Below are 21,595 nucleotides of genomic sequence, written 5' to 3' on the forward strand. Positions count from 1 at the left end.
TGGCCGTCTTGCCAAGCCGCGCGGCGCAGCATGCGGGCCTTCCAGGCATCACCCCATCATTTAAATGCAATACGTAGGGCCAGCCCTGTCTGTCCACACGCCGCAGGTACCCGTCTCGACGATGCGCCAGTCTGCCTTCGCCGACGGCCCTGTGGCCTGCGAACAGACAGGACTGGTGACGACGGCGATACTTGATCAGTGTTGCCTTAAGCTTGCCGTATGCGTTCCCTCCCCTACGTGTAGTAGGGGAGGGCTAGGGTGGGGTGAAGCAACCGCGCGAAGCATTTCAACCATGCGGCAAGCTCGGACAACCCCACCCCAGCCCTCCCCTGCAAGCAGGGAGGGAGCCGCCGTTCGCGCTACCGAGTGGACGTGAAGCAAGTGCTTGGCAAGTAACGTGACCCTCATCACGCAAAAATGACAGCGCTTGTATTTTCATTTTGACAGCGCTTGTACTTTCAGCTTTCCGGCGCCACAAAAAAGCAGAAACCACCCGCGGCGACTGTCCCCACACGGCTGTATCAAAGCGTGCCGTGAAATCGCCAACCCCCATTTTTTGGCGGCATTTCACCCATCGCAAAGGAGACAGTCCATGCAAAAGAGCAACGCTTCCACAGCTTGGCCCACGCTTGCGCTAAGTTCGCTGGGCACCACGATTTGTGCCGCACTCTCCACCACCGCGCTGACGGCCATGCCGATACAGGCGGTGCATGCGCAGACAGCGTGCGCGGCGCCATGGAGCGCCTCGACCGTCTACACACAAGGCAATGTCGCCAGCGAGAACGCCATCAATTACGTGGCCAACTGGTGGACGCAGGGCAACGATCCGGCCACCAACAATGGTGGTCCCGGCAGCGGCCAGCCCTGGACGTCGCAGGGAAGTTGCGGCGGCTCGCCAACACCCACTCCAACACCTACGCCGACGCCAACTCCCACGCCCTCCGGAAGTTACGGCGCCAATGACGAGGCGGGCGGGGTGGTGCAGTTCTATGCCGACGGCGGCACCTGGGCCGACCTGCATTACACGCTCGCCGGCGGCAGCCAGCTCAACGTGCGCATGAGCAACAGCGGTACCGACAATACCTATGACGTTACCGGCTTCACGAATGGCGAGCAGGTGAGCTACTGGTTCACCATCGGCCAGAGCAATGGATCGGCGGTGGACACGCCCTCGCAGACATTGACCTACGCAACGCCGACACCTACGCCAACGCCGGCACCGTCGCCATCTGGACCGACATTCCCGGCCGCAGGTACCACCTTCAACCTGGTCAACGGCACCAACGGCGCCTATGCCGACAATCAGATCTACTGGACCATGGTCGGCCAGGATCCGGCCCATCCCGGCACCTTCGTGCACGTCGATTGCTCGGGCCACCTGATTCCGATGGCGCCTGGCGACAATGGCGCGCTGAGCAAGAACGGGCAGAGCTATGCCGATTACTCGATTCCGTTCTCACAGTGCAAGTCGTTCACAGTGCCGCAGATTCTTTCCGCACGCATCTACCTGAGCGTGGCCAGCCCCATGTACATCCAGGCAGTGGGCAATCCGGTGTACGGCTACACCGGCCCGAACATCGATAACCCCACCGATCCCAATATCAACGTGACCTTCGATTTCGTGGAAGTGAACATCAACGCCACCAACTTCTATGGCAACACCACGCGTGTCGATCAGTTCGGCATGCCGGTTCGCCTGGAACTGCAGGACCCCAGCGGCTACGACCAGACCGTGGGCGAAACCGAAACGCGCGCCGCGTTGTTCCAGGAATTCGTGGCGCAGGTACCGCAGCCGTTCCAGTCACTCGCCCAAGTGCAGGCGCCGTACCGCATCGTCGCACCGGCGCATGGCAGCTTTGGAGCCGGCGGTAGTCAGTCCACCTATCTGGACAGCTATATCCAGGCCATCTGGAACCAGTACCGCAACCAGTCGTTGGTGTTCACCGATGCGCAGGGGACCTTTACTGGCAACGTCGTCGGCAACCAGTTCGTGTTCACGGACGGGCAGGGCACGTACTACATCAACCATCTGCCGACCACGCAGGAAGTATTGCTGGGCAACGGCGCGTTCAACGACGCCAGCAATGCCGCCGCAGGTGTGGCAACGGCCAAGCAGCTGCAGATCCAGGCACAGCTGGATGCGGCGTTGAATCGTCACGTAGCCGAGAATGCCGCGGCGTGGAATACGGCGGCGAGTTTCTACAACAGCGCACCGACCAATTCGTACTCTGCGTTCTGGCATGCGCATAGCATCAACGGGCTCACTTATGGTTTCCCGTATGACGACGTGCGTGGATTCAGTTCTTCGCTGATTGGTACCAATCCAACGGTGGCTACCATTACGGTGGGGTGGTAACACTCGACACATGTATGCTCGCCAGAATGTGTTCCCTCCCCTACGTATAGTGGGGGAGGGCTCGGGTGGGGCGAAGCAACTTCGCGAAGCATTTCAACGATGCGGCAAGCTCGTACAACCCCACCCCAGCTCTCCCCTGCAAGCAGGGGAGGGAGCTATTGAAAGTCAATCGCTTTCGATAAGGCTATTGAACGATATTCGCCGTAACGTGATACACCCGCCCACCCCACCCATCATTGGGGAAGGCATCCGACACTTTTACGTAAACCGGCCTGGCGCCATTGCTGGCAGTGCCAAGGTACGGCGTCAGATCGATCGTGCGGTCTGCTTTGTTCGAACCATCCGTAACCGGCTGGCTCACTTGCAAAACAGTTGTCCAGTTCGTGTCGTCGTTGCTGACCTGCACCAGGAATTCATTGTCGATGGTCAAGGTCACCTGCGCCGAGGTGGTATCGGGCGGGAAGGGGAGCCGATAAGTGAAGTGCGCGGTGCCGTCGGCGAAGCGGTTCTGCACGCCGTTGCTCTGCGAGCCGTCGGGATCGAACAGCCATGGCGTTTCGTCGGCGGTGCCGGTGTCGAAGTCGATCTTGTGCGCGATCAGCACATCCGCTTGCGTGGTGAAGTACAGGCCCGCCGCCGACACGTTCGCAGTGACCATGTGATGCCCATCCGCCGCCGAACTCGGCACGGTGATCGTCAACGGCGTGGTAGTGCTCACTGGATTGGCGATGCCGTGAGGCTGCAGGCGCAGCATGGTGGCGGATGGTGAGGCGCTCCATCCGGAAGGTGCATCGATGGCGGCGCGCACTTGCAGCGGGAAAAAACCGGTAGCCGAAACAGCAAGATCGGCAGCGATGGATGCATTGCCCGACGCGGGCGGCATGATCACCGGTTGTGCCGGCGACATGGTCGCCGCCAACGACGCCCACGGCGTCTCGGTTGGTACGTCGCCGATCAGCGCACTGAGCGCGCTGGCTTGCGTGCGCCAGTCGAACACGTTGGGGTGATCGTTGCCGGTGATACCGAACCAGCGCGTGCCAAGGCGGCCGGCAGCGTCGCGATCGTTGTTCCACACGCTTTGGGCTTGCTGCTCCAGGAACGTTGCGTAGCGGGGATCGTGCGTGGTGTCGACAAGGTCGGTCCAATAACGCATGAAGATGCCCTTGAACTGCTTGGCGTTGTCGTCGCAGGTCTGGTCGGTGGCGTCGCAGCTTTCGGTGAGGATGCCGTTGGTCACCAGTGCATTGGGAGCGATCGCGGCATCGGCCAGATGCTTTACGCTCGTGAGGATTTGCGGATCGCGTGTAGCACGCCACAATTCCAGTCCGGCACCGATCGCCAGGCCCTGGTTGTACGTCCACACGTTCTGGCCATTGTTGGTGCAGGCGCCGGTAAGGCCGTCGTTGACCAAGCCGTTGGCGTTGATCATGCCGCTGTGCTCGAACCACGCCCACGCGGCGCTGGAACGCGCCAGCCACTGCGTATCGCCGGGAATGCGGTTGTGCAATTCGGCGGTGAGCCGAATCCATAAACCATTGGTGATGGCGTTCTTGTACGTGCGCTCGGCATTCCACCAGACGCCGCCGCCGCAGGTACGGGTATCCCAATAGCCGTACACGTAGTTGGCAATGGTGGCGGCCATGTCCAGATACTTCGGATTGCCGGTCAGGTCATACGCCTCCACCCAGGTCAGCGCCCACCATTCCGAATCGTCGATGGCGCGACTGGTGAAGTTGCCAAGTAGCGGATCGCCCGACAACACACCGGCCGGAAACACGCCTTTGTCTTTTTCGAAGGTGTTGTCCAACTGGCCGAGATAGCGGCGATCGCCGGTGCGCTGCATGTAGTCGCCGATGGTCTGCAGGGCGACTGCGGAGTTCCACCAGCTGGATGGAAACCACGCCTTGTTGGGATCGTAGGAACTCATCAACACATCGGCCGCCACCCGTGCACGGGCGACGGCGGTGGAACCGTCCGCGCGCGGACTGGCCGGGTACGTTCGCTCGGCCGCGCTTGCAGGAAAAGCGGCCAGGGCCGTCAGGCTTGCTACAGCCAGCCATGTCAGAACACGTATGCGTATGGCGTCGAGACTCATGATCAGAAGCACTCCGCTCGGATGCCCACGATGAGGATGGAGGCTTCGTTTTCCTCCATCGATTTACGGCCGGAATGTGGGCGGTGATCCGGCTCGGAAACATGCGTACGTTGGCCGTTTAGACATCTAAAAACGTATGCGACGGACTCACCCATGACCGGTCCGATGCTTGCACGGCGTCTATGGAGCCCGTTTGGTCCTCCCCAATTTTCCCGAATTTAGATCGATCCAAACGCGCAGCCAAAAAAAGCACCGATGCGATGGACCCGTCATGCGGATACTTGGCGATCGATGCCTGCGCCGAACTGTAACCCGCTTTTGCGGCGAGAAGCTCGTTGCATTGCAAAACGCGGACGGAGTTATCGCCGGTCATTCACGGCGACGAGACGAATCTACGCATCGTCAAAACGTGATGTTCGAGCGTGCTCGGTTGGCACGCTCAACCGAGGGCTGATTCAGGCTACGCCGCGCCCGTAGCGGCTCGGCAAATCTGCTCGATGACCACGGAACCATCCCGAACCTCGTCCGCGTTCGCCGGTGCGAATTCGGTAATCGTCAGGCCGACCAGATCTGCTTGCGTTGCGATGCGCCGAACCAGCGCAACGGCGGTGTCGACGGATACGCCGTTGGGTTCGGGATAGGAGAGGTAGGGAAACTCGCGGGGATCGAGCGAGTCGAGGTCGAAGTGGATATGCACCGGCCCGCTCAATGCTTCGTCCATCTCCAGCGTGCGCAAACCCATGGTCGAGCCGAATGCCTCATCCCCGGGATCGGCAACGCGGATGCCGTAGTACTTGAACCGCTCGGGCTTGACCGGCGCGCCTTGCAGGCGACGCAGTGGCTCGGGCGCAAAGCCCATGATCGCGCTGACCGGCATGCCATGGAAATAGCCGCTCGGCGATGTCTCGGGCGTATTGGCATCCATGTGCGCGTCAATCCAGATGACCTGCAGGTTCGGATACACACCGTTGAGATAATCGATGGCCGCTATATCGACCGCGCAGTCGCCTCCGGCTGTCAGCAGGCGGCGCGGACGATGTTCGGCAAGCACATGCTGGGCCTGGCGGAACTGATCGTAGATGGCGTGCCAGTGATGAACGCCATGATCGTCGCCGGTCGCGTCGGTTTCGCGCAGTGACACAAGCGGTGCAAAGCGCGAACAGACCTCTGCGGTTGCTTTTGCGCCGCGCAGGATGTTGGTGCTTCGGCTCGATCCTTGCCATTGCGGGTAGCTCAGTGCCAGATCAAAGGGTTTTGTCATGGATGTAAGGCTCGCCGAGATGCGTTCCTCCCTACGTGTAGCAGGGAGGGCTAGGGATGAAGCAATCTTGCGATGTATTTCAACCACGCGGCAAGCCCAGGCAACCCACCCCAGCCCTCCCCTGCGCGCAGGGGAGGGAGCCATCATTCGCACCGTGAGCTTTGACGTTAATCAGCTCGCAGCAGAGCTACAAAGCAATTTCCATCACGCCACGACAACGGTTTGAAGCGTAAACGTCCTGCTGTTTTGCTCGCATCCCATTTTGCGTCACGCATGGCAAACGGAGACTTTCCATGCCTATTCGTCGCCTGGGCCCACGCCATACACCGGCTGCGTCGTTTTCGTTGCCACGTCGCCGTTTTATGCAATCTTCTGCACTGGCCGGTGCGGCCGCGGCGGTGGGCTTGCCCGCGTTTTCCGCACGCGCGGCAGGCAGCGGAACAACGGTGGCAATCATCGGTAATGGAGCCGCTGCGTTAACCGTAGCGCAGGAGCTGGCCGAGCGCGGTTTCCACGTGAGCGTGTATGGGCATACGCGGAGCACGGGCACAGGTGGGCGCCTGGATCTGTCGGCGGATCATGACTTCGGCAACCTGCTTGATGCTCAACCATCGCCGACGATGCTGGCCGCAGGTGGTCAGGATGCCTATCTCAACCACGCCGTATCGTTTCCGGCCAGTGCGGACGGATTGCCGGCGGCGATTCAGAGCTGGCTGCAAGATGCTTTTGTTGCGCTGGACATACCAGTGGATGAGCTCGCGTTCTTCGTATCGAAGTTCCATGTATTCATGGCCAGCTCCGAGGCTCGCCGCCTGCAGCAGTGGGAACACATGAGCTGGTGGGATTACGTGGGCGCGGCAAATCGTTCGGCGAACTATCAGCGCTTGATCGGCAGGGCGCCTTTGACCGATGCGGCACGCAGCAAGAACGCCAGCGCGCGCAGCGTAGGGAAGGTGCTGGAAGCGTTCTTTCACGCCGATGCGCGGCAAGGCTATGCCGATGGCGCCATCGACGCACCATCGATCGATGCTTGGTGCCAGCATCTGGCTTGCCTGGGCGTATCGCTGAATTCTGGTGTGCAGGCTGCACAGTTCCGGTACGCCAATGGTCAGGTGACGGGCCTGCTGGTCCATGTGGATGGTCATACTCACACTATCTACACAGACTGGTATGTGGTGGCTTTGCCGGCGGCAAAGGTTGCGGCCTTGATGCCGGCAGCGATGCTGGAAGCCGATCGCCACTTTGCGCACATCGCGAAGCTTACGTATCAGCGGACGGTCGGCGTGCAGTTCTTGCTGGCGCAAGCTGCACGCATCCATCAAGGATGTTTCGCATGCCTCCATTCGCCGTGGGCAGTAACCGGCATACTGCAGTCGCATTCGCTAGGCACTGTGCAGAAGGTGCTTTCGCTGAAGGTGTCGGACTGGACCACGCCAGGCATGTTGTATGGCTTGCCCGCCCATCAATGCACGCGCGAGCAGATCGCGCAGGAAGTGCTGGCGCAGTTGCGCCACGACCTGCCCAATGGCCACAGCGTGTTGCCCGATAGCGCGATCCAGTCCTGGACCATTGCCGTCGACGCCGATCCACAGCTTATCGATACCGTAGGCTCGTGGCCGTTGCGGCCGGAAACCAGCACGGCCATCCCCAATGTCTTTCTGGCTGGCGATTATGTGCGTGCGGCGAACGCCAACGAATCGGGCCGACGCGCCGCCAACGCGATCGTGGCGGCTAGCGGTTCCAGCGCTAACCCGGCAACGATTTATCCGCGCTACACATCACCTTTGCTGACACCACGCTTGATGGCCGATGCGGTGCAGTTTGCGGCCGGCCGGCCCCATCGATTCGATCGGCTCGATCCGTATTACCCCAATTGCCATGTCTGATACTGATGCACGGGTCCACAACCACGTGTTGCGGACCTTGCATCAGCAGGGAGCATTGCCATGAGTTATGTCTTTATCGACGCCCATGATGCGCTTCACCGCTATGAGACGGTGACGCAAGGATTCAATCGGCGCTGGCCATCGCCTGGACAGAGTGCGGGCAGCATCTATGTATGCCCCACGCCTGACGATGCACTGGCCGCCTTGCGCGATGCCCTGCGCAAAAAAGAGCGGCCAACCATCCGCAGCGGCGGCCATTGCTACGAAGGTTTTGTCTCCAATAATCCCGGCGGCGCGATCATCGACGTAGGGCTGATGACGGGAATCTTCACCGACGTCGCCGTCCATCTGGAAAACCATTCCACGCATACGTATGGCTTCGAAGTGCGTGCGGGCAATCAGCTCTGGGATACCTACGCCAACCTCTACAAGCGCACCGGCAAGACCATACCGGGTGGAACGTGCTATTCGGTGGGTTCAGGCGGGCATATCGTCGGCGGCGGCTATGGCGGGCTGTCGCGGCTGCATGGCCTGGTGGTCGATTGGTTGTCGGGCGTGGATGTGCTGGTGGTGGATGCGCACGGCAACGTACGCCCGTTGCACGCCAATGCCACGCAGCATACCGGCCTGTTCAAGCTTTGCCGCGGTGGCGGCGGCGGCAATGTCGGGCTGATCACCAGTTATTACTTCGACGACATGCCGGTGGCGCCGCAGCAGGTGGCTACGCTCGGGCTGCAATACCCATGGTTCCTGTTTCGCAATGACAAGACCCGGTTCGGCGAATTTCTCAATACGTATGCGCAATTCATGCTCAACGCCGACACCGATACCCGTACCTATGGCCTGTTCACCGGCATGGGGCTTACCCATGTCACGGCCGGCGGCATCTGGATCGGCATGCAGTACTCGGATGAGAGCGGCGGCCTGACCGACCTGACGCCGCTCAATGATTTCGTCAACACCATGAAGCCGTTTGGGCCCAAGCTGCTCGATACCTACCTGGCCGGTAGCGGCATGCGTTTGCCGTTCGTGCCATCCAACGCACCGCTGGTGTCCGGGCTGCCCGCTGGCGCGCAGATGTTCGATTGGCTGTTCGCCGTGCAGTCGGGCAACAGTTCCGGCAACAACCAGCGCGGCAAATACAAGTCGTCCTACATGAAAAGCGGCTTCACCCAGACGGAAATCGATGCGTTGTTCCAATATCTGACCGTGGTGAACGCCAACGACTCGCACTTCGCGCACTCGCTGGTGCAGATCGACTCCTACGGCGGCGCCATCAACCATCTCTGCAGCACCAACAACGGTTTCAACCCAGCCAACAATCAGACGGCGGTGGCGCAGCGCAGTTCGATCTTGAAGTTGCAATACCAGACGTATTGGACGGACCCGGCCGATGACGACAAGCACCTGAGCTGGCTGCGCGATTTCTACTATGCCGTGCACGCGCAGGACGGCTACAACGGCACGCCTTATCCAACCTCGGCCACGCTGCCCAATTCACGTTACGAAGGGTGCTACATCAATTATCCAGACATCGACATGCTCACCGGAAAAACGCCCGGTCTGCCGGGATACAGCTGGGGAGAGCTTTATTACCCCGGCATCTACAACGAACTGGTGGCGATCAAAAAGCGCTACGACCCGTTGAACATCTTTCATCACGCCATGTCGTTGGGCGCTTGAGTTCACGCATCATGCGTTGATCAACGGCGACGGTTCCGGATGCGCCGTAGCCAGAAGGGTGGCCAGTTTGTCTGCAGCCTCGCGAATTTCCGGCATGGCCGTACATTCCCACAGGTTGCCGCGCAGCAAGGAGCCGATGGCGTACAGGCTGTGGTGCACGTCGCCATTTTCGCCGATCAAGCGGCCGTCGGCCTGGGCGAGCAATCCCAGTTGCAACGGATCGGCGACCACCAGGCCGCTTTTGAGCAATTTCGCAAGCAAGGGGCTCTTGGCGAACGCCACCGCGGTGTCCAGCCCCGTGGCCTGCACCACTACATCCGATTCCATGCGCGTGATGCGCTGGGTTGCGCGAGAACGCAGGGTAATGCTCAACGGGCCTTTCCCATCGACCGCCAGCACCCTGGCGCTGTGGATATGCAGCCGCCCTTCGTCGCGAAGCTGCTGTAGCGTTTCGGCGGATTCCGGCGCCAACCGATGTCGCGACGATTCCCATATCCAACGCACATGCCGCAGGAATTGCCGGCGCTGCCGCGCGTCGAATCCTTGCCAGAGCTTTGCGTTGATGGGCCGCAAGCCATCGATCACGCTTCGCCAGTCGATGTCCTGATGAGCCGCAAAAACGCCGCGGATAGTGGCAAGCACCTGGGCCGGCCCATTGCAATCCAGCAGCGACGCATTGATTTCAGCCTGGTGCGGAAACGGCGTAATGGGAAGCTCGGGGTGGGTAAAAGGCAACAAGCCGTGGCGGGATACGGCAATAAGCTCCGCATCGGGCCAGCGCTTGGACGCGGAGATCAACGTATCGACGGCAGTAAGGCCCGTTCCGATCACCGTAAGGCGTCGAGGAGAAAGCGGCTGGCTGGTCAATGTCCACGGGTCCATCACATAGACGCCACTGTCCAGCGCCGTCGCCGTGACGGTTCGCAGCGGACGCGCGTCCAGGGCGCCAAGCGCCAACACCACGCGCTGCGCGGTCAATGCCGTCCCGTCATCGAGCGTGATGGTGTAGCCCTGTGAAGTGGGTCGAATGCTGCATGCCTGACGCGCATGGACGCGAAAATCGCGCTGGCGTTGGCCGGCCGCATGCATGCGCTTGCGCAACTGGGATTCCACATAATGGCCGAACAGACGGCGCGGCAGGAAATCCGTCGGCTTGGCGCCGGCGCGCTGCTGCGCGCTGAAGGCGGCGAAATCCTCATCGGCATCGAGATAAAGCCCCATGCCGCTCGCGCGCACGTTCAAAAGGTGATGTTCCTCTTGTGTGCTGTAGGCGACGCCATGGCCGGCGGGGGCGGCATCGCCGGCCACCCAATGCACCGTATCGTCCACGTCGCGCGCGAGCAGCGCTCCGAACACGGCCGCGCCCGCTGCGCCACCGCCGATAATCGCTAGGTTGGTCATGGTGAATATCCTCGAGGGTGGCGCAAATCAGATGTCCGACGTTTCCCGAACCGTGGCATGCCGTTGCGCAAGCCATCGGTCCAGCTCACGATGAAAGCTGCGATAGCTGTTGAGTTCGCCGCCGTACACGTGAAGCGAAAGCGCGACACTATTGCGTGACAAGTTGCGAGACTGGTGTGCGTAGCCGGCTTGCGTAAATAGCACATGATCGCCGATGCCCACCACGGTTCTGTCCATGGATTCCACCGAGACGGCGGGGTTTTCGGACACCTGAAACGCATCCACCTGCAGTGCGCCACCCAGAATGAATTCCAACCCCCATAGCCCATCATGGTCATGGATAGGCGTGACATGCCGTGGCGGCCAGGCGATCACCAAGGCCTCATAATTGCGCGGCTTGCCATCATCGAGCGCGATGCGCCGGTACTGCATGGTTGCTGCATCGGCCAAAAGTTTTGGTGCGCGAGGGCTGTCCGGCCATCGAATGGTTTGTGCCAGTCGTTCGCAAACTTTTGCCGGATCGATGCTGCCGGTTCGATCAATGCATGTATCGATCAGCGCAAGGACGCGTTTACCCCATGGCGCGATAGAGGAAGCGGTGAGTAGCTGGCTCATCAATGTTCCCTGCGCGTCGTATGTGCGAGGGGACAGAGGATCATAGAAGCTGTTAAGGATGTGCTAGGCGAAATGCAGAAAACCACGCGTGTTTCATAGCCTTTTCGTATCACGTCATAGATTCGCCGAATGACATGGGTGTGCGAGGGTTTGGGTTTTGTTGTCGATCAGATGGCGCGAACAAGCATTTTGAAAAGAAAAATCGGCCTGAAGATGCAGAAAGAATAAGGACGTCTGGGCGTATTGCTTAGCAATATCCGGCATGGATTTTATGGCTGGAGGTTATGGTCAGGCGGCATACTTACATATCGATCGATCATCAGTGGGGAGTAGGGCACGCAATAAGCTGCGCGAAAAATGCGAATAGTGATGATGAGTGCGCAAGAACAAGGTCAAAAAATCGTTGGCGCAGTTTGATCCGCAACGACATAAAGGCCGCACTGATACTAATTAGGTCGTCAAGCTTGACGCTTGCCATGCTCTGCTCCCTCCCCTGCGACAGTAGGGGAGGGTTGGGGTGGGGTTGCTTGGCCTTTAGCGAGAAGCAAAATCATCGCCATGATTTAGCTGATAAGAAATACATGCGCTTCCCGCCGCTCGCTGCGCTCGCACCCCACCCTAACCCTCCCCTGCAAGCAGGGGAGGGAATGTGTTCTCGCAAATAAGGAGGTGCACGCTCAGGTTAGCGCCATGGCTCAAGACAGTTTCTGCAACGTCGCAGCTTCATCTTTTCTGGACGACGTTGGCGACACCGCACACAACACCAACGGCACGACAGTAATAATCGCACCAGCAAAGAACGTGGCAGACGCACCATGGTGTTGCCACAACCAACCAGCAAACGCGCTGGCCAACAACAAGCACACGCCGCAGATCAAGTTGAACACCCCAAACGCCGTGCCGCGCAAGTCGCCAGGCGCCGTATCTGCCACCATGGCGGCGAGAATGCCCTGCGTAAAACCCATATGCAGCCCCCAGATGGCGGCTCCCGCGAAGGTGGGAATGACCGAAGCGCTCGCGCCGAGCACCAAGTCCGCCACGATCAGCAAGATCAATCCACAGGCAAGCAGCATGCGGCGGCCCAGCCGATCCGACAGCTTGCCGACCGGATACGCGGACAGCGCATAAGCAAGGCTCATCACCGCCATGATGCCAGGCACCCATGCCACATCCAAACCGGTCTGCTGGGCGCGCAACACCAGGAAAGCTTCACTGAAGCGGGCCAGCGTGAACGTGCCGCCCATCGCCACTACCAGCCAATAGCGTGCGGTGAAAGCGCGCAGTAAACGCCAATGCATGGCCGATTGAAACCGGCGCGATGCCGCTACGCGCGCCGGCTCGTGGACCGCGAACACCAGCAAGGCGATTACCATCAGCGACGGCAGTACTGCGAACCAAAGCACCGCACGGATGCGATCGGCAAACCAGAACATCAACAGCATGGCCGCCACGGGACCGGCCACGGCGCCGACCGTATCCATCGATTGACGCAAGCCATAGCATGCGCCGCGTATCTCCGGTGGCGCCACGTCGGCGACCAAGGCATCGCGCGGTGCGCCGCGGATACCTTTGCCGATACGATCGAGCAACCGTGCAACAACCACCAGCAGCGGCGTTTGCGCCAATGGAAACAGCGGCTTGCTCAAGGCAGCCAGTCCATAGCCCAGCAACAGCAGGCCCTTGCGTTTGCCCAGCCAGTCGCTGATGGAGCCGGAGAAGACCTTCACGATCAGCGCCGTCGCTTCCGCCGCGCCTTCGAGTACGCCGAGCGCCGCCACGCTCATGCCCATGCTGCCGACCAGGAACACCGGAAGCAGGGCATGGATGAGCTCGGAAGACAGGTCCATGAACAGGCTGACGAAGCCCAGCGTCCAGACGATGCGCGGGATGGGCACGCGATAGGTGGTGGGGGTGGGCATGCTTTGGATCATATCGGCTTGCGCATTTTCAGATCGCCATGACGGTCCGGATAACCATTTTCGGCCGGCATGTCGAATCCCGATCCGGCCATTCGTCAATTAAGTGAAAGTCGGGCAGCCGGCCTGGCTGATGAACTTATTCGGGGAGGGGATTATGCGTAGCAACACGTTCGGTGCGTTCCTGATGAAGTGCTCCGCCTTGCTTATCGGGCTGAGCGTGATACACCACGCGATGGCGCAGAATACCGCGGCGCCGTACGCAAAGATGGCCCCGGCCGATCAGTACCTCATGGCGGATCGGAATGACGAGATCGCGCTGGCGCGAAGCGCAGCGCCCGCTTCCATTTCGAGCGATGCGACCGTCCTGGTGCTGGGGCGCAACGGCTACGAAACCGCCGTCGTAGGCAAGAACGGTTTTGTCTGCGTGGTAGGCCGAAGCTGGATCGGGCCGTTCGATTGGCCCGAATTCTGGAACCCGAAAATAAAGGCGGCCGATTGCTTGAACCCCCAGGCCGCGCGCTCGATCGTGCCGATCTATCTGCTGCGCGCCAAGCTGGCGATGGCGGGCCGTTCCAAAGCACAGATGCTGTCCGCGCTCAAGGCCGCGTACGCCAGCAAACAATTGCCGGAGCTGGAAAACGGCGCCATGGATTACATGATGTCCACATCCTCGTATCTCACCGACGAAGGCGCCCACAACATGCCGCACCTCATGTTCGACACGCAGGTCAAGGACGCCAGCGATTGGGGTTCGGGCGCCGAGGGTTCGCCGGTCATGTCCAGCCCGTATTGGTTCATCTCGCCGGAGAACCAATCCCAGGCGAAAGGGCTGCCACCGATTCTTGTGTTCCTGGTCGGCGCCCCCACGTGGTCCGATGGAACGCCTGCGGGCACGCACCATCACTGAGAGTTTGCCATGTCCAACTCACGCGCAGAATCGACGCATTACGAAGTGACGCATACCGATGCCGAATGGCGCGCGTTGCTGACGCCGGAGCAATACGCCGTCATGCGCGCTCACGCCACCGAGCGACCGGGTAGCTGCGCATTGCTGCACGAAACGCGCGCAGGCGGTTTCGCCTGCGCGGGCTGCGGGCAAATGCTGTTTGTCGGCAAGACCAAGTTCGAAAGCGGTACCGGCTGGCCCAGCTTCAACGATCCCGTGCCCGGCGCCACGGCGACCACGGAGGACACCAGCCACGGCATGACTCGCACCGAAGTGCACTGCGCGCGCTGCGGCAGCCATCTGGGCCACGTGTTTCCGGATGGTCCGCCGCCGACCGGCCTGCGTTATTGCATCAACGGTGTCGCGTTGAACTTTGTACCCGATTGACGCGATCAGGCAGGTGCGCGACCGTTCCTGCGCCGCGCCAGAACCTGCCCGGCAAAGTGCAGGCCTGGTTTGGGATCGTCCAGGCGGAACGAATGGAAATGCGCGCCGGCCCATTGCAGCAGGATGGCCGGCAAGGGCCCGCGTGCTTGTGCGCTTTGCGCGCGCACGGTGGTGAAATCCCGATAGAAGTCGACGCAGCCGGCGCCTATCTTGTAATCGCGCATGGCGCGATGCACCGGCAAGCCGAGCGCATCCTGGTACGCCATTTCGCAAACGTTGACGCCGCAGCGCGCCGCAAACTCCACGTAGGTCCAGGCGCGCGTATTGACCTCAAGAATACGGTAAACGCCATCGCGCCTGTCGCGTTTGAACTCCGCGCTGAAAATGCCGCGATAGTTCAGCGCCGCCAATAGTTGCGTGACATTATCGACCGGCGCCTGCAGCTGTTCCAGCGGAATGCTGCGGCAATACGAACTGTTGCCGAAATCCGGCGGTGAAATGCGAATACGCTGGCGCGCAAACAAACCGGTCATTTCGCCGCTTCCGTCGCGAAAACCGTCCACAAAATAATGATCCGATGCCGTGCCGGGCACGTATTCCTGCGCCATCAGGCGAAAGCCCTGATCGTGCAGCCGCCGCCACGCGGCATGCAGTTCGTCCTTGCGCGTCACCCAGATGCCTTTCACGCCGGTGACGTCGCTGAATTTTTGCGAGTTCACCGGTTTGATAAAGACGCGATCGAGTTCGTCGAACGGTATCGTCTCGATATCGGCATCGCATTCGATGCGAAACGTGCGCGGATGCGGAATACGCGCGTTTTCCAGGAACGTTGAAAAACGCGATTTGTCCTGCAGAATTTCCTGCGTTTCACGCGAACTGGTGCTGAGAACATAGCGCGACGCCAGATCGGTATTCGGCAGGTCCGTCAGCCACAGCGCGGCATCGTCGGCCCCGGCGATCAATACGGCTTTCTGCAGCGGCATGTGGCGCAGCAGTCCATAGGCGTGCGGCCCGAGTGAGCCATCCCATGCATTTCGTCCGGGTGTGGAGCGATACCAGCGCGAGTGTGTAACGTGATCGGACGCAGGGCACGCAACATAGGCCGGAATGCCGGCCATGGTCAGGCAACGCAAAATACCCAGTGCAGTTGGCCCGCGACCCAATACGATCGCCGGCACGCGGTGATCAGCCTTTTTACCCATAACAGCGCCCCCCGTCACAGCTGTGATCGGCGATTGATGCTAGCACCGCGCAAGGCGGCTTTCGCAACCAGCAAGAACTTGCGTGCGACGGTGTGTACGCAGGAGCTATTTCGGGGCGAAACTGTCGCCATGCTGACATGGTGCCTGGGCGGAGCCATGGGCCTAGAGGCTTTGGCTGCTCGCTGCACAGGACTGGCCGTTCGCTGCAGCGCCGGATTTTCGCGCTGGCTTTGAGGTAGCGTGATGGCCATGACCGACGCTCGCCCGCCCGCACGTTCCACCCGCTGGACCTGGATCGCGGGCATCTGGTGTGCAGGTGCGCTGTTTGGCGCCAGCCAGACCATCCTCGTCATGCATGCGATGGTCGGGCATGGAGCATGGTTCAAGCCGTTCGTTGTTGCGTTCATGTCCTGGCTGCCTTGGGCATTGGCCACGCCGCTCATCGTCGCTGTGGCGCGAAGGTGGCCGATCGCTCGCGGTGTGTTGCTGAAAACGGCAAGTGCACATCTGCTGGCCTTCGCCGTCATCAGCATGGTGGCCGGGGCGTGGGCAGCCGCGCTTCGGGTTATGTTCAACCCGTGGCATCGCACGCCACCGCCGGCTTTTGTCGATACCTGGTACGCATCGCTCAGCGACCAGGCGCTGACTTTCATGATCGTCTACGTACTGATCCTGACCATTACCTATGTCGTGGATTCGCGCGAGAAGATGGCGCGGCAGCTGACCGAGACCGCGCGCCTCAACGAGGAGCTATCGCGGGCCCAGCTCGTTGCGCTGCGGGGCCAGATGGATCCCCATTTCATGTTCAATACGCTCAACTCGATCGTTGGCCTGGTGCGCGACCAACGCAACGATGCGGCGATCAGCATGATCGTGGGTTTGAGCGAGTTCATGCGCCGTGCATCAGCAGACTCCCATCGCGCGCAAGTCACCCTGACCGAGGAAGTCGAATATCTGCAGCGTTATGTCGACATCCAGAAAATGCGGTTCGGAGACCGTCTTCGCATAAGCCTGGAGATTCCGGCCGAACTGGGGGAGGCGCAGGTTCCGAATCTGTTGCTGCAACCGCTGGTGGAAAACGCCATCAAGCACGGTGTCTCCAAGCGCATCATCGGCGGTGAAATCCGCGTGGCAGGTGCGCGTCACGATGGCATCCTCCGCCTGACGGTCTACAACGACGGCCCCTGGGCGCAGGAGGATCTGCAGGCGACGTCCTGCGGCGTCGGCCTGGGCAATTTGCGCACGCGCTTGCAGATCCTGCACGGCGAGCGCTCCGGGTTACAGTTGAAACCGCTCGATACCGGTGGCGTGGAGGTTGTCGTGACGTTGCCGTACCTGGAGGCGTGAATGACATCGCCTGATGAGCGTTCCCAATCGATCCACGTCCTGGTCGTTGATGACGAGGCTCTGGCGCGGCGTAACCTGACGCTACTGCTGCGCAAGGATCCGGATATAGCATCGATAATTGAATGTAGCTCCGGGTTGGAAGCGATCGAGGAAATCAGACGCTCCAGGCCCGACCTGGTGTTCCTGGACGTGCAAATGCCCGAATGCGATGGGTTTGACGTGTTCGAGATCCTTGGCGCGGACATGCCCGAGACGGTGATTTTCGTAACCGCCTATGATGCTTATGCGTTGCGCGCATTCGAGGCGGGCGCGCTCGATTATCTGTTGAAGCCCTTCGACGATGCGCGCTTTCATCGCGCCCTCGCGCGCGCCAAGGAAAAGCTGGCGCGCTATGCGCCAACGCAACGCCGCTCGATCAGCAGGATCGCGGTCAAGAGTCGAAATCAGACCTTGTTTCTGGACGTTTCCGACATCGACTGGATCGAAGCGGCCAGCTACTACGCCTGCATCCACATCGGCGCGGCCACGCATATCCTGCGCCGTACGCTGCAGGAGCTCGAGCAGGATCTGGATGCGCGGACATTCGCGCGTATCCATCGCTCGATCATCGTCAATCTCGACCGGGTGAGGGGGTTGGAATTGCAGGATGGTGGCGAATACGAGGTTGTGCTGAATTCCGGGGAGCGTCTTCGGCTGAGTCGGCGGTATCGCAAGCGCATACAGGAGCGGCTTGGAGAGTTGGCGGGCGGGCGTTGAGATCGATCAGGGGACGATGGTACCCGATCGTCATTCCGGCGAACGCCGGAATCCAGTGAAGAATGCCGTGCGAAGCACACGACATAAGAGGTTTTGTGTGCTTCGCACGATGTATTCAAACTGGATTCCGGCGTCCGCCGGAATGACGGTGTGCTAAAGGCCTAGCGGCATGGCGAACATGCGCATGGCGGCGTTGGGGTTCGCCCCGGATCAAGTCCGGGGCTCAGCCCAACCTACGATGTTATCAGTGCTCTTGCGCCAGCTTCGCCGCGTGCGCATGCATGATGCGATCCGTCCAGGCGATGCCGATGGCCGAGAGAATGAACACCACATGGATGATCGTCTGCCACATCACGCCCGCCGGCGTAAGCGTGGCGCATTTCAACGCGCCGACGCCATCGCTCGCGGCGATGGTGGCCAGCACGTCGGCGGAGCAGAACGGCAGGCCCTGCAGTGTGCCGGCTGCGATGAAGGTCTTGAGCAGATGGATCGACGAGATGCCGATGATCGCCATCGCCAGCTTCACTTTCAAAACCGATGCATTCACATGCGACAGCCATTCCGGCTGATCCGGATGACCATCCAGCCCCAGGCGCGACACGAAGGTTTCGTAGCCGCCGACGATCACCATGATCAGCAGGTTGGAAATCATCACCACGTCGATCAGGCCGAGCACGATCAGCATGATCTCCTGCTCGCCCAGGCTCGGCGCCTCGTGGATCAGATGCCACAGCTCCTTGCCGAACAGATAGACGTAGACGCACTGCGCCACGATCAGGCCGACGTACAACGGCAGCTGCAGCCAGCGCGAGCTGAAGATCAGCAGGGGTAGCAGGGCGAGACGGCGTTGGGAATGGAGAGGTTGGTCCATCGTTTTTCTCCCTAATCATCAAATGTTGATATTTCTCCGCCGTCATTCCCGCAAGCGGGAATCCATTTTTTCCCTGATGGATGCAAAAGCAAGATGGATTCCCGCTTGCGCGGGAATGACGGCCATGAGGTTACCCGGTGTTCTGCAGCCCCTGCGCCACGCCGTTCACGCACGCCACCAATGCGCGCAGCAGATGGTCGTCCTTGCGCTCCGTTGCGCGCCAGCGCTGCAGAAGGTCGACTTGCAGCAGGCTCATCGGATCGACGTACGGATTGCGCAGGCGGATCGACAGCGAGAGGCGCGGATCGTCGCGCAGGAGTTCCTCGCTGTGCTTCAACTTCAGCAGCCAGCGGCGTGTGCGCTCGAACTCGTCGCGGATCATGCCGAAGAACGTGTCGTGCAGCGGGCCGGCAAGCTTGGAGAAGGCTTCGGCGATATCCAGATCGCATTTGGCCAGTACCATTTCCACGTCGTCGAGCGCATTGGCGAAGAACGGCCAGTCGCGCGCCATTTCGCACAGTGCCTCTTCGCCGTGCTTGGCGACGGCCGCCTCGAGTGCGGTGCCGAGGCCGTACCAGCCGGTGATGATGGAACGGCATTGGGTCCAGGCGAAGACCCAGGGAATCGCACGCAAGTCTTCCACGCCGCGCATGCTGCGCCGGCGCGAAGGGCGCGAGCCGAGCGCCATCTGTTCGATCACGTCGATCGGCGTGGCGGCGCGGAAATAGTCGACGAAACCTTCGCGGTCGACGAAGGCGCGGTAGGCGCGCCGGCTTTCGGCTGCCATTGCCGTCATGATCTCGCGCCATGCCGCTTCGCGGGCTTCTTCTTCGCGCGGACGCACGCTGGCGCGCAGCACGGCGCCGACAGTCTGTTCGAGATTGCGCAGCGCCAACGCACGGATGCCGTATTTGCGATGGATCACTTCACCTTGCTCGGTCACACGCAAGATGCCGTTGATCGAACCGCGCGGCGATGACATCAGCGCCGGCGTGATGCGCGCGCCGCCGCGACTGGCCGAACCGCCGCGGCCATGGAAGAACGCCAGGCGGATGCCGGCCTGCTGCGCCACCTCCAGCAGCTCCACCTGCGCGCGCTGCAGGCCCCAGCGCGAGGCCAGCGTGCCGCCATCCTTGCCGCTGTCGGAATAGCCGAGCATTACCCACTGGCAGTCTTCGCGCGCGCGCAGATGGGCGCGATAGACGGCGTCGTCGAGCAAGGCGCGCAAGGTGTTCGGCGCGTTCTTGAGATCATCGACGGTTTCGAACAGCGGCGCGATGTCGAGCGGCACATGGGCACCGGCGGTGAAACCGCCATGGCGCGCCAGCGCCAATACCGCCAGCACGTCGGCCGCCGAGCGCGCCATGCTGATGATGTACAAGCCGATCGCATCCACGCCATAGCGTTGACGCGATTCATGCAGGGTCGCGAACACCGCGCGCAGCGATTCGGCTTGCGCATCGTCGACCTTTTCAAGCGCGCGTTCGCCGCTCGCGTATGGACGCAGCACTGTGCTGCGCTCCGCCGGCACGCGTTGTGTCCAGCTTTCATCGCGCAGCAGCGCCGCCAGCGCGTCGTCATGCACGCGCGAATCCTGGCGCACATCCAGCCGCGCCATATGGAAGCCGAAGGTGCGCACGCGCCAGATCAAACGGCGTACAGCATAGGCACCGGCATTGAGGCCGCGGTGATCGATCAGGCCGTGCACAATCAGCAGCAGGTCATCCAGCAATTCGTCCGCCGAGTGATAGCCCTCGTCGTTGCCGTCATCCAGCGTGGCTTCCAGGCGCGCGCCGATCAGCGTGAGCAGGCAGCGATAGGGCATGTCCGCATGGCGTGGGCGAATGGTCGCGGCGGCGCGCGGAAACTGTTGGCGGTAATCGGCCAGGCGTTTCAACAGTGCAGCATCGAACGGCACGCGATCGTCGGTCTGGCTGAGTTGCCGCGCCAGTCCGTCCACGTCGGCGATGTAATGCTCCAGCACGTGCGCGCGCTGGGTGGCGAGGCTGTTGGCGATGGTCTCGGCGCCGACGTTCGGATTGCCGTCCATGTCGCCGCCCACCCAGGTGGCGAAGCTGAGCAGGCGCGGCAGCGGCACGGCTACGCCGTAGACCTCCTGCAAGGCATCGGCCAGCAATTCGTAGAACGCCGGCACGATGCGATAGATCGGGTTGGCCAGATAGAAGCCGACGTGGTGATGCTCGTCCTGCACGCTGGGGCGGATCGGCGAGGCCTCCGCCGTCTGCCAGCCGGCCGAAAGCGCGGTGAAGATGCGGTCGTCGTCTTCCTTGCGCTCCTGCGGCGTGCGGGTGGGGTCGAAGTTGTCGACCAGGGCGCGCACGATCGCCTGTTCCTTTTCCAGCAGCGAACGGCGTATCGCTTCGGTGGGGTGGGCGGTGAACACCGGCTCCACCTTCAGCTTGTACAGCCATTGCAGCAACTCGTCCGCGCTCACGCCTTGCGCCTTCAGGCGCTGCAGCACGGCAAGCAAGGATTCGGGCTGCGCCGCGCCGCTCTCGCGCTGATAGTCACGACGCCGGCGAATGCGGTGCACGCGCTCGGCAGTATTGACCGCCTGGAAATAGGCGGCGAACGCGCGCGCCAGCGCTTCGGCTTCCTCCGCCTGTAGCCCGGCCAGCGATTCGGCCAGGTCGTCCACCGCGCGCCCTTCGCGGCGCCGCCGGATGGAGGCCGTGCGCACCTGCTCGACGCGCTGGAAAAACCCCTCGCCCCCCTGCTCGGCCAGCATGCGGCCCACCATCGCGCCGAGCCGGTGCACGTCTTCGCGCAACGGGCCGTCGTGGGGCAGGAATTCGGGGTCGCGAGTGGCTTCCATGGGGCCTCCAGAAGGTCAGTCCCCTAGCCTAACC

At 61.4% G+C, this 21,595-nt stretch carries 15 protein-coding genes; 7 read left to right on the forward strand and 8 right to left on the reverse strand.

The annotated features are described in order from the left end of the window. Positions 1–592: 592 nt before the first annotated feature. Positions 593–2,356, forward strand: coding sequence for a beta-1,3-glucanase family protein (locus ACTHNE_RS01970; RefSeq protein WP_440268447.1), 1,764 nt, complete (start codon positions 593–595; stop codon positions 2,354–2,356). A gap of 184 nt (positions 2,357–2,540) precedes the next feature. On the opposite strand, the gene ACTHNE_RS01975 is transcribed toward ACTHNE_RS01970, so the two are convergent. Then, on the reverse strand, positions 2,541–4,451 hold the full coding sequence (locus ACTHNE_RS01975; protein ID WP_440268449.1) for a glycoside hydrolase family 76 protein: 1,911 nt from the start codon (positions 4,449–4,451) through the stop codon (positions 2,541–2,543). 460 nt (positions 4,452–4,911) lie between these two features. Then, positions 4,912–5,799, reverse strand: coding sequence for an arginase family protein (locus tag ACTHNE_RS01980; protein ID WP_440268450.1), 888 nt, complete (start codon positions 5,797–5,799; stop codon positions 4,912–4,914). Between the two features lie 206 nt (positions 5,800–6,005). Between ACTHNE_RS01980 and ACTHNE_RS01985 the strand changes: the two genes are divergently transcribed. Next, a complete protein-coding gene (locus tag ACTHNE_RS01985) occupies positions 6,006–7,598 on the forward strand; it encodes an FAD-dependent oxidoreductase (RefSeq protein WP_440268451.1) in 1,593 nt (530 codons plus the stop codon). Positions 7,599–7,658: 60 nt separating this feature from the next. After that, on the forward strand, positions 7,659–9,281 hold the full coding sequence (locus ACTHNE_RS01990; RefSeq protein WP_440268452.1) for a BBE domain-containing protein: 1,623 nt from the start codon (positions 7,659–7,661) through the stop codon (positions 9,279–9,281). Between the two features lie 9 nt (positions 9,282–9,290). On the opposite strand, the gene ACTHNE_RS01995 is transcribed toward ACTHNE_RS01990, so the two are convergent. From ACTHNE_RS01995 to ACTHNE_RS02005, 3 genes are all read right to left on the reverse strand, one after another. Further along, positions 9,291–10,682, reverse strand: coding sequence for an FAD/NAD(P)-binding protein (locus ACTHNE_RS01995; protein ID WP_440268453.1), 1,392 nt, complete (start codon positions 10,680–10,682; stop codon positions 9,291–9,293). A gap of 27 nt (positions 10,683–10,709) precedes the next feature. Then, complete coding sequence (locus ACTHNE_RS02000) at positions 10,710–11,297, reverse strand: cysteine dioxygenase (protein WP_440268454.1); 588 nt, start codon at positions 11,295–11,297, stop codon at positions 10,710–10,712. Between the two features lie 695 nt (positions 11,298–11,992). Next, entirely contained in the window at positions 11,993–13,216 is a 1,224-nt protein-coding gene (locus ACTHNE_RS02005; protein WP_324942049.1) for an MFS transporter, read from the reverse strand. Between the two features lie 154 nt (positions 13,217–13,370). On the opposite strand from ACTHNE_RS02005, the gene ACTHNE_RS02010 reads away from it, so the two are divergent. Further along, a complete protein-coding gene (locus tag ACTHNE_RS02010) occupies positions 13,371–14,123 on the forward strand; it encodes a hypothetical protein (RefSeq protein WP_440268455.1) in 753 nt (250 codons plus the stop codon). 9 nt (positions 14,124–14,132) lie between these two features. Beyond that, positions 14,133–14,549, forward strand: coding sequence for a peptide-methionine (R)-S-oxide reductase MsrB (msrB, locus tag ACTHNE_RS02015; protein WP_414649735.1), 417 nt, complete (start codon positions 14,133–14,135; stop codon positions 14,547–14,549). A 5-nt stretch (positions 14,550–14,554) separates the two neighbouring features. Here msrB and ACTHNE_RS02020 read toward each other — a convergent pair whose 3' ends face one another. Then, on the reverse strand, positions 14,555–15,751 hold the full coding sequence (locus ACTHNE_RS02020; protein WP_440268456.1) for a carboxylate--amine ligase: 1,197 nt from the start codon (positions 15,749–15,751) through the stop codon (positions 14,555–14,557). Positions 15,752–16,000: 249 nt separating this feature from the next. Between ACTHNE_RS02020 and ACTHNE_RS02025 the strand changes: the two genes are divergently transcribed. Both ACTHNE_RS02025 and ACTHNE_RS02030 read left to right on the forward strand, forming a co-directional pair. Next, positions 16,001–17,098 (forward strand): sensor histidine kinase, encoded by a 1,098-nt coding sequence (locus tag ACTHNE_RS02025; RefSeq protein ID WP_440268457.1) that lies wholly within the window; start codon positions 16,001–16,003, stop codon positions 17,096–17,098. After that, positions 17,099–17,854: a LytR/AlgR family response regulator transcription factor gene (locus ACTHNE_RS02030; RefSeq protein ID WP_324942060.1), complete on the forward strand. Its 756-nt coding sequence runs from the start codon at positions 17,099–17,101 to the stop codon at positions 17,852–17,854. It abuts the gene before it with no gap. A 244-nt stretch (positions 17,855–18,098) separates the two neighbouring features. Here the strand turns inward: ACTHNE_RS02030 and ACTHNE_RS02035 are convergent, their stop codons facing one another. Continuing rightward, on the reverse strand, positions 18,099–18,725 hold the full coding sequence (locus ACTHNE_RS02035) for a TIGR00645 family protein (protein WP_324937470.1): 627 nt from the start codon (positions 18,723–18,725) through the stop codon (positions 18,099–18,101). 130 nt (positions 18,726–18,855) lie between these two features. Continuing rightward, a complete protein-coding gene (gene ppc, locus ACTHNE_RS02040) occupies positions 18,856–21,561 on the reverse strand; it encodes a phosphoenolpyruvate carboxylase (protein WP_440268458.1) in 2,706 nt (901 codons plus the stop codon). Positions 21,562–21,595: the final 34 nt, after the last annotated feature.

It is taken from the genome of Dyella sp. (assembly GCF_051954575.1).
Lineage (GTDB): Bacteria > Pseudomonadota > Gammaproteobacteria > Xanthomonadales > Rhodanobacteraceae > Dyella_B.

What these genes read in the sequence shown, in the direction of transcription:
- ACTHNE_RS02035 (WP_324937470.1), bottom strand. Translation starts at nt 18,725, where the DNA reads ATGGACCAACCTCTCCATTCCCAACGCCGTCTCGCCCTGCTACCCCTG.
- msrB (WP_414649735.1), top strand. Translation starts at nt 14,133, where the DNA reads ATGTCCAACTCACGCGCAGAATCGACGCATTACGAAGTGACGCATACC.
- ACTHNE_RS02020 (WP_440268456.1), bottom strand. Translation starts at nt 15,751, where the DNA reads ATGGGTAAAAAGGCTGATCACCGCGTGCCGGCGATCGTATTGGGTCGC.
- ACTHNE_RS02030 (WP_324942060.1), top strand. Translation starts at nt 17,099, where the DNA reads ATGACATCGCCTGATGAGCGTTCCCAATCGATCCACGTCCTGGTCGTT.
- ACTHNE_RS01975 (WP_440268449.1), bottom strand. Translation starts at nt 4,451, where the DNA reads ATGAGTCTCGACGCCATACGCATACGTGTTCTGACATGGCTGGCTGTA.
- ACTHNE_RS01970 (WP_440268447.1), top strand. Translation starts at nt 593, where the DNA reads ATGCAAAAGAGCAACGCTTCCACAGCTTGGCCCACGCTTGCGCTAAGT.
- ACTHNE_RS01995 (WP_440268453.1), bottom strand. Translation starts at nt 10,682, where the DNA reads ATGACCAACCTAGCGATTATCGGCGGTGGCGCAGCGGGCGCGGCCGTG.
- ACTHNE_RS01990 (WP_440268452.1), top strand. Translation starts at nt 7,659, where the DNA reads ATGAGTTATGTCTTTATCGACGCCCATGATGCGCTTCACCGCTATGAG.
- ACTHNE_RS02000 (WP_440268454.1), bottom strand. Translation starts at nt 11,297, where the DNA reads ATGAGCCAGCTACTCACCGCTTCCTCTATCGCGCCATGGGGTAAACGC.
- ppc (WP_440268458.1), bottom strand. Translation starts at nt 21,561, where the DNA reads ATGGAAGCCACTCGCGACCCCGAATTCCTGCCCCACGACGGCCCGTTG.
- ACTHNE_RS02025 (WP_440268457.1), top strand. Translation starts at nt 16,001, where the DNA reads ATGACCGACGCTCGCCCGCCCGCACGTTCCACCCGCTGGACCTGGATC.
- ACTHNE_RS01985 (WP_440268451.1), top strand. Translation starts at nt 6,006, where the DNA reads ATGCCTATTCGTCGCCTGGGCCCACGCCATACACCGGCTGCGTCGTTT.
- ACTHNE_RS02005 (WP_324942049.1), bottom strand. Translation starts at nt 13,216, where the DNA reads ATGCCCACCCCCACCACCTATCGCGTGCCCATCCCGCGCATCGTCTGG.
- ACTHNE_RS02010 (WP_440268455.1), top strand. Translation starts at nt 13,371, where the DNA reads ATGCGTAGCAACACGTTCGGTGCGTTCCTGATGAAGTGCTCCGCCTTG.